The following is a 14048-nucleotide window of genomic DNA, read 5'->3' as shown; positions in this document are numbered from 1 at the left end:
TACCAATTACCAATTACCAATTACCAATTACCAATTACCAATTACCAATTACCAATTACCAATTACCAATTACCAATTACCAATTACCAATTACCAATTACCAATTACCAATTACCAATTACCAATTACCAATTACCAATTACCAATTACCAATTACCAATTCCCTCCCTTGTGATGATAAGCTGAAAGCTGATCTGTGAGAAGCTTAACGGCAATGGAATGGCACGTAACTGATGCTCAAAGCTTGGCAATTATTGATAGTGAAATTGGCGATCATGTCTTTTCACCAGCGGAATATGAAATAGTCCGGCGAGTAATATACGCCACCTCTGATTTTGAGTACCAGTCTTTGATTCGTTTTTCGGAACACGCTTTACAAGCAGGAGCAGCCGCACTGGCAGCACGTACTACCATTGTGGTAGATGTGCCAATGGTACAGGTAGGTATTGCCTACGATATTCAAAATACCTTTGCCAACCCGGTGTATTGCAGTATGGAGGCTTTAACCCGTCCCCAAAAAGAAAGAACTCGCTCGGCTTGGGGGATTGAAACTCTAGCCAAGCGTTATCCAGAGGGAATTTTTGTAGTTGGTCAAGCTCAAACTGCCCTCACTACATTGGTAGATTTAATTGAAGCGGAAGAAATTCGACCGGCTTTGATTATTGCTACTCCAGCAGGTTTTATTAATGTAACTGCTGATAAAGAACGTTTACAGGATTCTTTAGTACCTTATATTACTATTGACAGTCGTAAGGGTAATGCGGTGGTAGCATCTGCTATTGTTGATGGTTTGGTTGATTTAGCTTGGCAAGCTTATGGTCAAGATAGAAGTGGGGTAAGTTAAATCAGTTATTAATTGATAATTGATAATTGATAATTGACAACTGTTTCATTCAAGGTTTATGACCTCTCCTTTCAAGGAGAAAAAAAGAAAAAATTTCCTATTTCCCAATCCTCTCACGAATGAGCCAGAAGTAATTGTTAATTGTCAATTGTTAATTGTCCATTGATTAATAACTCCTGACTCCTGACTCCTAATAATCATCATCTCCATATCTTTGTGGTTCTGGACGACGGCGACGGGGTTTTTCTTGTTGGTTTTCTCGTAAGCGAACACTAACTTCATTAAAAAAATCTTCTCGCACGTAGGGATAGTCACTCACCCATAAATTACGACTGGGAATGTAGATATTACTAAATTCCTCGATTATGCTTAAATCTGGGCGATTTGACATGACTACCATTTCTGCGATTTGACCACGAGCGATCGCTTTGTGTGCAGGACGTAATGGTGCATCAAATTCGATACTAAATCCTGTATCGTCGCCCACTTCTAAATTAATTCTTTTTTCGCGATTTTCAATAATTACTAACTCGCCTTTGTTATTGACTGTTTCTTGTTTGCCAATTAATTTTTCTGTAATCCACCAATCTACTACCCGCCCCCGAAAAAAACCGCTATACTTGTAACGCCGACATTTTGCATTGCGAATACTAGCTTGAAATACGGGATACCATAACCAAAAAAATGCCCCAAATACCCCAAAGACAAAAATCAAACCAAAATCTAGTTTCAAAAAGATCCTTAGCAGGAAAATTACAACTACTGTGACTACAGAAATTAATAATCTTTGTAAAAAGTTGTTGAATTTTCCCCAGTAGTATTTATACTGTGAACCACTGGCAATAAGAGGAATAATTTGTTCAAATTTTTGGCGAGTCAGTGGAACAAGCATATTAATTAATTGATAATTGACAATTGATAATTGATAATTGTTTGATTCCAGTTCTAAAACATCCCCTTTTAGATTTTAGATTTTAGATTTTGGATTTTCACAAATATAGGACTATACAGGGTGATCAGGATATCAATATATTTCTAGAAATGAGACTAAACAGTAATTTCGCTCCTGACTCCTGACTCCTGACTCCTGACTCCTGTTTTACAGAATCTTTTCTAATCCATATACTAATGATTTTAACTGGTTAATTTTGCGAATTGCTAGTAAAACTCCAGGCATATAACAGGAGCGATCGCTTGTATCATGGCGTAGGGTGTAAATTTGCCCTGCTGCACCGAAAATTACTTCTTGATGGGCAATGAGTCCAGGTAGGCGTACACTATGAATTCTAATCCCTTCATCAACTAAAGATCCTCTCGCTCCTGGTATTTTTTCCGTTTCTGTGACTTGGGGAGGGTTAAAAGTTTTACCCATTTCCGCTAATAACTGCGCTGTCTGAATGGCTGTACCGCTTGGTGCGTCTGCTTTCTGGTTGTGATGCAGTTCGATAATTTCCACATGATCAAAGTATTGGGATGCGGTGACTGCGGCTTGTTGTAGCAGTACCATACCGATGGAAAAGTTAGGAATAATTAAACAACCTGTACTGGCTTTTTCGGCAAAGTCGGCTAAGTTTTTGAGTTGTTCGGGACTTAAACCGGTTGTACCCACTACGGGACGAATACCATAGGCGATCGCACTGCGGACGTTATCATACACTGCATCAGGATGGGTAAAGTCTACCATTACCCCTGGTTGTAGCTGTCTTTCTCCTGCTACATAGCCTAACATTGGCTCTAATTGATTGGTTATTGGCACTTCTAAGGGTTCGCTTAAACCTGCCAATTCTCCTGCGTCTTTTCCCTGATGTTCTGGTGAGGTATCGAGAGCGCCCATTAATGTCATATCAGGTGCTTGGGCTACTGCTTTGATTACTTCGCGTCCCATTTTGCCAGCAGCACCGTTGACAATGACTGGGATAGTAGATTGATTGGTCATGTTTCTAGAATTGCGTTTTTAGTTATTTTACCTATAGAGCAGGGAACAGGGAACAGGGAACAGAAAGCAAAAGGCACAGGGCAAGAGGCAAAAGTTAATATTTTACCCTTGCACCCCTGCTTTCTTCAGTGTCACCTGTCACCTGTCACCTGTCACCTGTCACTTGCTTTCTGCCTTTAGGAAACTTTTAATAAATAGCTCATACAGTGTCCCATTAAAAAGTAGACTACTAACATTGCGGCCGCTGCCAGAGCAACCAATGTACCCGCCAACATGAGGGAAAATTCTTTGTTTTCGTAGGCTTTCTCCATCAGGTGCAGTGACCAAGCAACCAGCGCCACATCAAAAAGTAAAATAGGAATCAACATATTTCTTAATATTTCTTAATACTAGTAAACTAATATTAACATTGTTTTCGGTAACTGTGTCTAGCCGAAGAGAGATGGAATTGGTTGCTGGGGCTGGGATCAACAAGGCAAGCGGACTGGAACAGATCGTTCCTGCAAATAATTTTTAATTTGGGCTACGCTTAATTGTCCATAATGTAAAAGAGATGCTAATAAAGCGGCTTCAGCTTGACCTGCTGTTAAAGCGTCATGGATATGCTGACAATTTCCTGCACCACCAGAGGCAATAACGGGAATTTGCACAGATTCGGCGATCGCTCGCGTCAACTCCAAGTCATATCCGGCTTGAGTGCCATCTGCATCCATACTTGTCACCAACAATTCACCAGCCCCCCTTTTTTCCACTTCCTGCGCCCACCGTAAGGCATCTATTCCAGTATTTTCCCTACCACCACGCACGTAAACATCCCAACCAGGGTTATTGGGGTCTACTCTTTTGCGGGCATCAATAGCCACAACTATGCACTGATTACCAAAGCGATCGCTCGCTTCATTGATCAAATTTGGGTTGCGGACGGCCGCAGAATTAATACTAACCTTATCAGCCCCGGCTCGTAACAAACCTTTAACATTTTCTAAGGTTTGAATTCCACCCCCCACAGTCAGCGGAATAAAGACCTGTTCAGCAGTCCGGTAAACCACATCAATAATCGTATCCCGGTCTTCATGAGTAGCTGTAATATCCAGAAACACTAACTCATCAGCACCGGCTTCGTTATAAACTTTGGCTAGTTCTACTGGATCACCCGCGTCCTTGAGGTCTACAAAGTTAACTCCTTTAACAACTCGTCCCGCCTTGACATCTAAACAAGGTAAAATTCTTTTAGATAACATAGTGATTTTTCTATCTTTGGTAATTGTTCGGAATTTAAATTGTAAAGGTAATTGGGGAATTAGGTGACAGGAGGCAGGAGGCAGGAGGCAGGGGAGCAGGGAGCAGGGGGAAGTTAATAACCCAATGCCCAGTCACCAGTCACTAGTCCCCAGTCCCCAGTCACCAATCCCCAATCACCAATCCCCAATCCCCAGTCCCTAAGTTAAGATAGCTGAATTATGTCCATAATCTCCTCAAAAAAACAGCCTCCAGAACCCAACGGACAGCCACAACAGCGCCGCGAGTCGCCTAAAGCTTCTACCCAAAAAGCGCCTCCCCAGGAAAATATACTGCAACCGGAAGCGACTGTTGAGGAAGAAGGTAAGCAGGAAGAGAGTATTCGCCCCCAACGTTTTGCAGATTACATTGGGCAGAAAGATTTAAAGGATGTATTAGATATTGCCATTAAAGCAGCTAAATCTAGGGGTGAAGTGATGGATCACCTGTTGCTGTATGGTCCGCCCGGTTTGGGTAAAACCACAATGGCGATGATTTTAGCTGCGGAAATGGGGGTAAATTATAAAATTACTAGCGCCCCTGCTTTAGAACGACCAAGGGATATAGTCGGTATATTGGTAAATCTCAAACCGGGTGATGTGCTGTTTATTGATGAAATCCATCGGCTTTCCCGGATGACGGAAGAAATTTTGTATCCAGCAATGGAAGATTATCGCTTAGATATTACCGTTGGTAAAGGTTCGAGTGCCAGAATCAGAAGTATACCGTTATCTAAATTTACTTTGGTGGGAGCGACAACCCGCGTCGGTGCGTTAACTTCACCCTTGCGCGATCGCTTTGGTTTAATCCAAAAACTGCGATTTTATGAAGTTGACGAACTGACTCAAATTGTCCTCCGCAGTGCAGAATTATTACAAACTCCTGTTAACGCTGAAGGCGCTACAGAAATCGCTAAACGTTCACGGGGAACACCAAGAATTGCCAATAGATTACTAAAGCGAGTCCGTGATTACGCGGAAGTAAAATCATTTACAGAAATTGACCAACCTATTGCCGCAGAAGCATTGCAACTATTCCAAGTAGATCCTTGTGGTTTAGATTGGACAGATAGAAAAATGTTAAGTGTGATCATTGAAAACTTTAATGGTGGTCCAGTGGGGATAGAGACTTTAGCCGCAGCGACAGGAGAAGACACCCAAACCATAGAAGAAGTTTATGAACCCTATTTAATGCAAATTGGCTATTTAAGCCGGACTCCTCGCGGTAGAGTGGCGACAAAAGTAGCTTATAAGCACATGGGCTTTAAACCACCTAATAATGAGCAGTTATCTTTGCTTTGAAATCGGTTAATGATTGACCATATTCTGATTTTGTGGAAAAAAGATCCGCGAAATCCCCCTTACCTCTATAGGGCGGAGATTGATAGCGAACTTAGTTGTAAAGTCTAAGTTGCGGCACTCCCCTGGGAGAACATCGATCAGGTATACTGGCTGAACTAGTCAGTAAATTTCACCCCAAGGCTTGAAAATCGGACATGGACATCAAAAATCTGTTTATAGCAGGTGGTGTGGTGATGTGGCCACTACTACTTTCTTCAGTTGTAGCTGTAGGGCTAATTATTGAAAGAGTCAGGTTTTGGGTCAAAATTAGCAACCGTCAGCACCGAGTAGTCAGAGAAGTATTGAGTCTGTATCGTCAAAACAATGTGGTTAGTACCATTGATACATTGAGGAAGAATGTAGATTTGCCGATTTCCCGGATCTTTTTGACAGCTTTGGAACTAGAAGAGGCAAACCCAGAAGAGTTTCGTTTGGCTTTGGAAAGTGAAGCTCAGGCAGAAATACCTTTGCTCAAAAGATTTAACACGGTTTTTGATACTATTATTGCCCTTGCACCTCTGTTAGGATTACTGGGAACTGTACTGGGTTTAATTACTTCCTTTGCATCTTTGAATATTGGGAATGTGGGAGGATCACAAACTGCAAATGTCACAGGTGGTATTAGTGAAGCTTTGGTTTCTACTGCTACAGGTTTAATTGTGGCAATTTTTACACTTTTGTTTTCCAACACATTCCGGGGACTTTATCAACGGCAAATAGCTTTGATTCAAGAATATGGTGGAGAGTTAGAACTGTTATATCGTCGTCGCTACGAAAGAGGAGAAAAAACCTATGCGCCTACAAGATGATCCAGATATCCCTGCACAGATTAATATTGTGCCGATGATTGATGTGATATTTGCGATTTTGACATTTTTTATCATGTCAACTTTGTATCTTACCCGATCCGAAGGTTTACCAGTAAATTTACCCCAAGCAGCAACAGCAAAAAGAGATAATCCTGCACAGGTGACGCTCACAATAAATAATACCGGTCAGATTTTTTTGAATAAAGAAGCTGTTAGTTTAGAGCAGTTAGCAGATCAGGTGAGAGCAAAAGCAGAACCATCACAACCTTTGATGGTAATACTTAATGCAGATGAAGCTGTGAATCACGGACAAGTGGTAGCTGTGATGGATAAAGTGCGACAGGTAGAAGGTGTGAAATTAGGTATTGCAACTCGTAAATAATTAAGGATTCAAATGATTAAATTAATCTGTATTTTCCTGAGTTTATTACTGACCTTTGGTTTTTGTACACCAGCGATCGCACAAACCCAAACCATTACCGCAGAAGAGCTACAATTAGGGGATGAGTTAGCAAATAAAGCCTTTGCAGCTACAAATCAAGGTGATTTTACAACAGCGGAAAAATATTGGACAGAAATTCTGGAAAAATTCCCTACTAATCCTGCAATATGGAGTAATCGCGGTAATTCGCGGGTAAGTCAGAATAAATTACAGGCTGCACTAGAAGATTATAACAAAGCCATTGAATTAGCACCTAATGTAACTGATCCTTATTTAAATCGCGGTGCAGCATTGGAAGGTTTGGGAAGATGGGAAGAGGCGATCGCTGATTATAATCATGTTTTGGAATTAGATCCAAACGATGCAATGGCCTATAATAATCGTGGTAATGCCACAGCAGGTTTGGGGAAATGGGAAGAGGCGATCGCCGACTATCAAAAAGCTACAGAAATAGCTCCCAATTTTGCTTTTGCTCGTGCTAATTATGCCCTAGCTTTGTATGAAACAGGTGAAATAAATACAGCTATCCGAGAAATGCGGAATATAGTCCGTAAATATCCTAAATTTGCCGATATGCGTGCTGCTTTAACCGCTGCTTATTGGGTAGGTGGTAACAAAGGAGAAGCTGAAAGTAATTGGGTAGCAGCTTATGGACTAGATACACGGTATAAAGATATTAATTGGTTAACAAATATTCGCCGTTGGCCTCCTAGTTTGATAGCAGCGTTAGATAAGTTTTTGCACTTACAGTAATCATCATGGCGATAGCTGAAAATGAAAGCGATCGCCCCAAAAATTACCTAAAATTAACATCTTTCAATTTCCACAAATTTAAACCTAAAACCATTTTCCTGTAATTGTTCTTCTTTGGTTACTTTGCCAAAATCAGCAAATTCAGGAAAGTATATATCACCCGCAAAACTCCCTTCCACAATTGTCAAATATAGCTTATTAGCAAATTCCATAGCCTGAGTATAAATTTGTTCTCCACCAGCAATAAATATCTCTTCTGTTTCACTCATTTTACTCCATTGAATTGCCTGATACAGAGAATGGAAAACCAAACATCCAGGAGCTTGATAATCAATATTTCTAGTCACAATAATATTAGTACGATTTGGCAATGGATGATTAAAAGTAGCATAGGTTTTACGACCCATAATTACAGGATGTCGCCAAGTAATTTCTTTAAAATAACGTATATCACTAGGAATATCCCAAGGAATACCCCCACGAATGTGTTCTTTTTTGGAATCAGCTAAAATACGATCTTCGGAAATAGCAGCTATGAGACTAATAAGAGCCATAATTCATAAATATCCTTATTCTTGAACAGGCAATAATTATTTTTAATATAGTGATGTTTTTGCTCATTAAACATAAGTTTTATAAAGTTTTCAAATTAGTAACAGGATTTTTTATAGAAAATAGCTATATTTTTGACTTGTGGTGCTGTTTTCTGGTATAAAACATTGTAATTTACCAAAAAACTATAACATGACTCATTACTGCTTAATTTGCCCAGCATCCACTGGTCATTGGAACACCATGTTACCATTAGGCAAAGAATTACAACAACGTGGCCACCGTGTTACCCTGATAGGTGTTCCTGATGCACAACCCAAAGCACAAGCAGCAGGGTTAGAATTTCAAGTCATGGGTGAAACAGAATGTCCCCCAGGTTCAACAGCAAAAGCTTTGGCTAAATTAGGTGAATTAAGTGGACAGGAAGCACTAAAATACACAATCAAACTCTTTAAAGAACAAATCAACATCAAAATCAGAGACATCCCCAAAATTGTCAAAGATGCAGGTATAGAAGCACTACTAATAGATCAGACTTTTGCAGAAGGTGGTACTATTGCTGAAATTTGTGGGATGCCTTTTATTACTATTTGTAGTGCAGTAGTTTTAAATCGAGAACCCAGCGTTCCCCCATTTATGACAAATTGGAATTATAACCCAACATGGTGGGGAATACTGCGTAATAAATTAGGTTATAAATTATTAAATAAAGCAACTCAACCGATTACAGAATTAATAGATAGCTATCGTCAAGAAAACAATTTACCTGCATACTCTCAAGTTAATAATCGTTATTCTCCATTAGCACAAATAAGTCAACAACCAGCAGAATTAGAATTTCCCAGAAAAGAATTACCCCAGTGGTTTCATTTTACAGGACCATATCATAATTCTACAGGTCGGGAAGTTGTTGATTTTCCCTTTGATAAATTAACCGGACAACCATTAATTTATGCCTCATTGGGAACTTTGCAAAATCGTTTATTACCAGTTTTTCAAACTATTGCCGAAGCTTGCAAGGATTTAGATGCACAATTAGTTATTTCTTTAGGTGGTTCAGCCGATCCTCAAGTTCTCCAAGGACTACCAGGAAATCCTTTAGTAGTGCGTTATGCACCACAGTTACAACTATTAGAAAAAGCCAATCTCACCATTACCCATGCAGGACTAAATACTACATTGGAATGTTTAACAAATGGTGTGCCAATGGTAGCAATTCCCATTGCTAATGATCAACCGGGAGTAGCATCTAGAATAGTTTGGTCAGGATGTGGGGAAGCTATTCCTGTGAAGAAAGTGAATGTGAATAATTTGCGGAAAGCGATTACAAAAGTCCTCACGGAAGAATCTTATAAAAAGAATGCTTTGAGGTTGCAAGCTGCAATTCAACAAGCGGGAGGAGTTAAGCGAGCAATTGATATTGTCGAACAGGCTATATCTACAGGTAAACCTGTTTTAGCTGATGTTAATAGATAACACAAAATTATATTTTTGATGCTATCTCATGAGAGAATTTACTTCTTCCAGGAGCATTTTTTCTACAATATCTGCTGCTTTGTTTAGACCTCCGGTATTTTTCAGAATTACAGATATACGGTTTGCAACTTCTGTATAAGTTGAACTCATTAGCAAAGTATTAATTTTTTCAATTACCTGAGAACGATTAAACTTTTGTTTGTTCAACTTCAGACCAACTCCTATATCTACAATACGTGCTGCATTGTAGTGTTGATCTCCAAAAAAAGGTAAAGCTAATATTGGCTTTGCCGAATAAAGAGCTTCGTTAATACTATTCATTCCACAATGACTAACAAATACTCGAACATTTGGATGAGAAAGAACAGCTTGCTGGGGAACAAAATCTTCTACACGAAATGAAGATGGTAAATTTGTAAGAATATTCTGTTGTTGTTTTGGTAAAGACCAGAGAACTTTTAACCCAGTTTTTTCTAGTCCTGCTACTAATTCTTGACATTGCCACTGTTCTATATTTGCAAGAGTACCAAACGCAACATATATTATTCCCTTACCTTCTGGATCATCTTCCAACCATTGACTTAAAGAAGAATCTATAGGTTCAGGTGTTTTTGGCAAAATTGGTCCAACCATTTTTACCCAAGGAGGTAATGGTCGTGAAATTTCAAAAGCAAAATCTGTACCCACTATGATTGGTTTTTTGTCAAAAGGATCATCTAATTTTTTATTTCCAGCACACTCCTGACGAATTTTATTCAGTTTAATTGCCGTAGGCGCAAGATAAGGAATTAGTAAAGTTGGTCTAATAAAATTAAAGAAGCGTTGCCATACATTCATTGTTATAGAATAAGATGTACCGAACCGGGGATATTGATCATTAGTCTTGACAAAATTACCTAAAAATCTACTTTGGATAATATATGGTATGTTCATCTTTTGAGCTAAATCCATGGCTGGAATAGCAGCACGATCAATAATTAACAGATCAGGTTGATACTTATTAAAAATAGGAATCAAATTTTCATACATCGGACGATAGGAACTAATCAAGCGTTTCAACATCATCTGTTCACCACGTAAGGTACTTTTTTCTTGAGAAATATCCTTCCAGAAATCTTCTGTTTTATGATTGTTATTATTCGTTGTTTCATTTGATTTTATTTGCCAAGGAATAAATTCAGCACCAGTTTTAGATACCCAATTCTTAGCACTTTCAGAAATAACAAATCGGACTTGATATCCTCGTTGAACAAGTTCGGTAGCCATGGCTATCATTTGATTAGTATGTCCAAGTAAAGGCAAAGAAACAAACATTATATTTTTGTCCATTTTTATTACCAAAATTTATTTTTCATATTATCATATTTTTAGCTTACCTTATTAAATACTCAAGATAATAAATGACAAATATGAACTGGACAGAAAACTCAATTGTCATTTATTCAAACCCTAGATACTATCATGTAGAAGACTAGTCTCCTTTATCTATAAACAAAGGAATTGGAGGGAGTCAAGAAGCAATAGACATCTCCGAAAATTAAATATGCATTATCTGAAACTCTTGGTAGGGACAATTCATGAATTGTCCCTACATCTTTTTCGGAGAAGTCTAATTCATCTGAAAACATTAAATTGCAGATGATTATATTTCCCACCCCAAAATTTCATCCGGTGTCAATTCCTGCACATTACTAAACACTACCTTTGCACCTGCTTTAATCATTGTTTCAGTATAAGCTTCTTGACGTGCTACCGTTCCCTGAACATGAGGTGGTAAAACTCCCACACCTACCCAAGTACGAGAATTATCTAAAATCTTGGCTTTTTCAACGGTGTGCATATCTGCTACTGTATCACCTACATAGATGACAGTTTGTTTTTTATGACTGCCATTTTCTAATAAATCAATAGTTGCAAATAAACCCGTCGGATCAGGTTTACCCGGTGCATCTTCCATCGCAATTAAAACCGGAGATTTTAAACCCAAACGTCTTTCTAAAATATAGTTAGCAGAACCGCGAGTAGCACCGCTAAAAAATCCCCAATCAATACCAGCTTGTGTTAGTGCTTCTAAATAACTAGCTTGTAACAATAAAGGTTCATCACAAATATAACCATTCCAATTTTCTGAATCTGTTCCGCGATAACGAGATTGAAAATAGACAACTATATCTTCATAATTTAATGCTAATTCTTCTCTATTTTTTCCCTGACTCACAAAGTAACGGTAAATTAATTCTTGAGAACCTTCCCAATCATTATTCCAAATTCCCTCAGATTTGAGATTATCAATATCTACATCTGTGGGACGATAGACTTGATGAGTAAAATGCTCTACAGTATCTGCTAAAGCGCGACGATAAGAACCGCTAACATCACGAATTACACCATCAATATCGAAAACGATCATTATATTGGTTTGTTTAGTCATAGTCACAGGTAATAGCTGTTTTTTAGAGTTTAGACCCAATTCACCATAGATTTTAATAGATTCAGAGGTATGAGACAAAAAAATTTTTGCCTTTGAAGTCTGTAACTGGAGAAGATATCAGTGGGGAGCATTGCTGTCTGTATCAGGACTTTCACCCACAAATTTCAGATTAGCTATAGGATGGTATGAGTGGGGATCACCAAGGTTTATCCTCCTGTAGCTAGAGAAAAGGTTAAAACTTTATGCCGTAAATTCCAGTAGTCTAAGTACAACAAAATCTGTATTCTTGTCAGGACTAGACATAGGGGGTACAACCCCTGGTATCATAGTTAAACAGGAATAAAAATTACACAATTACGGAGGTGCATCTCTATGCTTAGAGGTAATACGAAAAAACAATTAACCTATTCTCCTCAAAGTCAATTAGCCTATTTTCATAGGAAAAAATTTAGCTATTACCCGGACAAACAATACACCTATTACCCTCAAAAAAAAGTCAGCTATTACCCGGACAAAAAATACACCTATTACCATTTAATTGCTGTATTTATAACCGGGTTGATAGGAGGATTGACAATCAATAATCTTTATCACAATTATCATTACCAAAGTGTACTTGATTCACCATCTTTAGAGTCAGCAAAAGCAAAAAAAACAGCCGTTGTCAAAGTTACTGCTCACATTATCACAATAGACAAACAAACAGCCTTCAATTCTGTCTGGAATCTGCCACAAGTACAACGCAAAGCCAAAGAGATTGAAAGTCTTTCTAAAGGCAGTATTCGTTTGTCCGCACTTGTTGAAAGTTCTCCTACTACCGATAGACCTTTTTATATAGTGAGAGTGTTTGAAAATCATCCAGATAAAACTACCAGTCCGGTTTATTGGTTTAAAGTTTCCAGTTCTACTGGTGTCATCCAACCTTTAGATTTGGTGCAGAACGAATACATAGCTCTGGAAAAATGGAATCCTGATGGACGGTAATAGTTTAAGCTTGGTCATGTCTTAAATAACGAATCGGTAATCCTTTTGATTTTTCTCTAGTCTCTAGTCCTTGCATTTTGTTTTTTTAACTACTTTAATCAAACAAATTTTGACCAGAAAAATATCTTATTAAATAGGATTTTGGACTTGTTGTTGACTTAAGTCAATGGAGAAAGGTGAAGGGCAAAATTGTCTTAACGAAGGCAGAAGGCAAGAAGCAGTATCTTATTCTCCCCAATCACCAATCACCTCTTCCCCAATCACCAATCCTATTTTTTCACAACTTTGAGACGCTGAGTAATCATTGTCATGCCATCATTACGCAGGATGACCGCAGAAATCCATTGTTGTCCAGGGGTAGATGGTGCAGTTCCGGTTTTAAATAGTCCTCCAGCAGAGAGTAATTCTAAATTTACTGGTGTGGGGTTGAGATATTTGCTGGGTTGGATGGTTTCTTCCATAGCACTTCCCAATAGGAAATCATTACCTAATGGTTCTTGGACAATAGCATCAAAGCTATATTTCTGACCAACTTTTACCTGTTGTGGTAATTTAATTTCTACTTGGGGTGGTTGGTTGCCGGAGGTAAGCTGGGTGCGTTCGGATAAAATCTCTTGGTGCAGGATTTCTGTACCTGCTATGCGCTGACGGGATGTAATGGTAGCATTGAGAGTTAGATTATTACGGTTAGAAGATGGTAAACCTGTGATTGTGGTGACTGTTTCTGCAATGATGGTTTTGCCTTCTGATTTCCAAGATTTTAGTCTAGTGCTGTATCGTAGTTGAGGATATCGCTGCCAGAAAGATTTTAAAGCTTGTTCCATTGTTTGGCGGTTTAATCCATCGCCATGAGTGAATTTGGGGCTGTAAAATTGCATTACGCCTTTAATATCACCCCGACTAGAGGCTGTGTCAATTTGTGTGAGGAGGTTTTTTAGTGCTGGGGGTGCATTTTCCGGTTGAGCAGCTTGAGCAATTTGCCCATTACTGGTTAAATTCAGTGTCAGTAGGCAGGACAACAGGGAAATACTGCCAGTTAATGTTTTGTTGTGGTTCATTAATAAAGCAATAATATTAGTCATTGATTATAGTTTACTGATTTACTCACAGAAGGTCAGGAATTTACAGCAGGAGTCAGGAGTCGTAGGGGCGAAGCATTCGGGCGATAAATTATCAATTTTATGAAAAGGTTATCTTCCGAAT

The 14048-nt window shown here is 38.7% G+C and carries 15 protein-coding genes and 1 pseudogene; 8 read left to right on the top strand and 8 right to left on the bottom strand.

The genetic code is table 11. The annotated features are described in order from the left end of the window. Both H6F45_RS19935 and H6F45_RS19930 read left to right on the top strand, forming a co-directional pair. A pseudogene (locus H6F45_RS19935) lies at positions 1-200 on the top strand (hypothetical protein); the annotation flags it as partial. Positions 201-214: 14 nt separating this feature from the next. Then, a complete protein-coding gene (locus H6F45_RS19930) occupies positions 215-844 on the top strand; it encodes a precorrin-8X methylmutase (RefSeq protein WP_137666598.1) in 630 nt (209 codons plus the stop codon). A gap of 190 nt (positions 845-1034) precedes the next feature. Here H6F45_RS19930 and H6F45_RS19925 read toward each other — a convergent pair whose 3' ends face one another. The 4 genes from H6F45_RS19925 to hisF all read right to left on the bottom strand — a co-directional run bounded on the left by H6F45_RS19925 (position 1035) and on the right by hisF (position 4021). After that, on the bottom strand, positions 1035-1736 hold the full coding sequence (locus H6F45_RS19925) for a phosphate ABC transporter permease (protein ID WP_137666580.1): 702 nt from the start codon (positions 1734-1736) through the stop codon (positions 1035-1037). A 207-nt stretch (positions 1737-1943) separates the two neighbouring features. After that, positions 1944-2780, bottom strand: a complete 837-nt coding sequence (gene dapB / locus H6F45_RS19920) for a 4-hydroxy-tetrahydrodipicolinate reductase (RefSeq protein WP_096567788.1) — start codon at positions 2778-2780, stop codon at positions 1944-1946. 176 nt (positions 2781-2956) lie between these two features. Beyond that, a complete protein-coding gene (locus H6F45_RS19915) occupies positions 2957-3148 on the bottom strand; it encodes a hypothetical protein (protein WP_096567789.1) in 192 nt (63 codons plus the stop codon). Positions 3149-3247: 99 nt separating this feature from the next. After that, complete coding sequence (hisF, locus tag H6F45_RS19910) at positions 3248-4021, bottom strand: imidazole glycerol phosphate synthase subunit HisF (RefSeq protein WP_096567791.1); 774 nt, start codon at positions 4019-4021, stop codon at positions 3248-3250. A 219-nt stretch (positions 4022-4240) separates the two neighbouring features. Between hisF and ruvB the strand changes: the two genes are divergently transcribed. The 4 genes from ruvB (at position 4241) to H6F45_RS19890 (ending at position 7402) form a co-directional block, all read left to right on the top strand. After that, positions 4241-5359 carry a Holliday junction branch migration DNA helicase RuvB gene (gene ruvB / locus H6F45_RS19905; RefSeq protein WP_096567793.1) on the top strand — a complete coding sequence of 373 codons (1119 nt, stop codon included), beginning with the start codon at positions 4241-4243 and terminating at the stop codon, positions 5357-5359. Positions 5360-5553: 194 nt separating this feature from the next. Next, positions 5554-6207, top strand: coding sequence for a MotA/TolQ/ExbB proton channel family protein (locus tag H6F45_RS19900; RefSeq protein ID WP_096567795.1), 654 nt, complete (start codon positions 5554-5556; stop codon positions 6205-6207). Further along, positions 6191-6589 carry a biopolymer transporter ExbD gene (locus H6F45_RS19895; RefSeq protein ID WP_096567797.1) on the top strand — a complete coding sequence of 133 codons (399 nt, stop codon included), beginning with the start codon at positions 6191-6193 and terminating at the stop codon, positions 6587-6589. The genes H6F45_RS19900 and H6F45_RS19895 overlap by 17 nt, the downstream gene beginning before the upstream one ends. Positions 6590-6601: 12 nt before the next feature. Continuing rightward, positions 6602-7402 (top strand): tetratricopeptide repeat protein, encoded by an 801-nt coding sequence (locus H6F45_RS19890; RefSeq protein WP_137666581.1) that lies wholly within the window; start codon positions 6602-6604, stop codon positions 7400-7402. Positions 7403-7455: 53 nt separating this feature from the next. Here the strand turns inward: H6F45_RS19890 and H6F45_RS19885 are convergent, their stop codons facing one another. Further along, positions 7456-7956, bottom strand: a complete 501-nt coding sequence (locus H6F45_RS19885; RefSeq protein WP_137666582.1) for a dihydrofolate reductase — start codon at positions 7954-7956, stop codon at positions 7456-7458. 190 nt (positions 7957-8146) lie between these two features. Here H6F45_RS19885 and H6F45_RS19880 point away from each other — a divergent pair, with 190 nt between their 5' ends. Continuing rightward, positions 8147-9430 carry a glycosyltransferase gene (locus tag H6F45_RS19880; protein ID WP_190348168.1) on the top strand — a complete coding sequence of 428 codons (1284 nt, stop codon included), beginning with the start codon at positions 8147-8149 and terminating at the stop codon, positions 9428-9430. A gap of 21 nt (positions 9431-9451) precedes the next feature. Here H6F45_RS19880 and H6F45_RS19875 read toward each other — a convergent pair whose 3' ends face one another. After that, entirely contained in the window at positions 9452-10759 is a 1308-nt protein-coding gene (locus H6F45_RS19875) for a glycosyltransferase (protein WP_137666584.1), read from the bottom strand. A gap of 313 nt (positions 10760-11072) precedes the next feature. Then, on the bottom strand, positions 11073-11861 hold the full coding sequence (locus H6F45_RS19870) for a TIGR01548 family HAD-type hydrolase (protein ID WP_190348167.1): 789 nt from the start codon (positions 11859-11861) through the stop codon (positions 11073-11075). A gap of 372 nt (positions 11862-12233) precedes the next feature. On the opposite strand from H6F45_RS19870, the gene H6F45_RS19865 reads away from it, so the two are divergent. After that, positions 12234-12845 (top strand): hypothetical protein, encoded by a 612-nt coding sequence (locus H6F45_RS19865; protein ID WP_199291192.1) that lies wholly within the window; start codon positions 12234-12236, stop codon positions 12843-12845. A gap of 269 nt (positions 12846-13114) precedes the next feature. Here H6F45_RS19865 and H6F45_RS19860 read toward each other — a convergent pair whose 3' ends face one another. Further along, entirely contained in the window at positions 13115-13927 is an 813-nt protein-coding gene (locus H6F45_RS19860) for a nuclear transport factor 2 family protein (RefSeq protein ID WP_137666586.1), read from the bottom strand. Between the last annotated feature and the right edge of the window lie 121 nt (positions 13928-14048).

Source organism: Sphaerospermopsis sp. FACHB-1194, from assembly GCF_014696235.1.
Lineage (GTDB): Bacteria > Cyanobacteriota > Cyanobacteriia > Cyanobacteriales > Nostocaceae > Sphaerospermopsis > Sphaerospermopsis kisseleviana.
The sequence above is the reverse complement of the archived record's forward strand: the minus strand, read 5'-3'. Positions and strand labels throughout refer to the sequence as shown.

Bases quoted from the DNA above. Each gene is read 5' to 3' on its own strand.
- H6F45_RS19930 (WP_137666598.1), top strand. From the start codon at position 215: ATGGAATGGCACGTAACTGATGCTCAAAGCTTGGCAATTATTGATAGT.
- H6F45_RS19925 (WP_137666580.1), bottom strand. From the start codon at position 1,736: ATGCTTGTTCCACTGACTCGCCAAAAATTTGAACAAATTATTCCTCTT.
- dapB (WP_096567788.1), bottom strand. From the start codon at position 2,780: ATGACCAATCAATCTACTATCCCAGTCATTGTCAACGGTGCTGCTGGC.
- H6F45_RS19915 (WP_096567789.1), bottom strand. From the start codon at position 3,148: ATGTTGATTCCTATTTTACTTTTTGATGTGGCGCTGGTTGCTTGGTCA.
- hisF (WP_096567791.1), bottom strand. From the start codon at position 4,021: ATGTTATCTAAAAGAATTTTACCTTGTTTAGATGTCAAGGCGGGACGA.
- ruvB (WP_096567793.1), top strand. From the start codon at position 4,241: ATGTCCATAATCTCCTCAAAAAAACAGCCTCCAGAACCCAACGGACAG.
- H6F45_RS19900 (WP_096567795.1), top strand. From the start codon at position 5,554: ATGGACATCAAAAATCTGTTTATAGCAGGTGGTGTGGTGATGTGGCCA.
- H6F45_RS19895 (WP_096567797.1), top strand. From the start codon at position 6,191: ATGCGCCTACAAGATGATCCAGATATCCCTGCACAGATTAATATTGTG.
- H6F45_RS19890 (WP_137666581.1), top strand. From the start codon at position 6,602: ATGATTAAATTAATCTGTATTTTCCTGAGTTTATTACTGACCTTTGGT.
- H6F45_RS19885 (WP_137666582.1), bottom strand. From the start codon at position 7,956: ATGGCTCTTATTAGTCTCATAGCTGCTATTTCCGAAGATCGTATTTTA.
- H6F45_RS19880 (WP_190348168.1), top strand. From the start codon at position 8,147: ATGACTCATTACTGCTTAATTTGCCCAGCATCCACTGGTCATTGGAAC.
- H6F45_RS19875 (WP_137666584.1), bottom strand. From the start codon at position 10,759: ATGGACAAAAATATAATGTTTGTTTCTTTGCCTTTACTTGGACATACT.
- H6F45_RS19870 (WP_190348167.1), bottom strand. From the start codon at position 11,861: ATGACTAAACAAACCAATATAATGATCGTTTTCGATATTGATGGTGTA.
- H6F45_RS19865 (WP_199291192.1), top strand. From the start codon at position 12,234: ATGCTTAGAGGTAATACGAAAAAACAATTAACCTATTCTCCTCAAAGT.
- H6F45_RS19860 (WP_137666586.1), bottom strand. From the start codon at position 13,927: ATGACTAATATTATTGCTTTATTAATGAACCACAACAAAACATTAACT.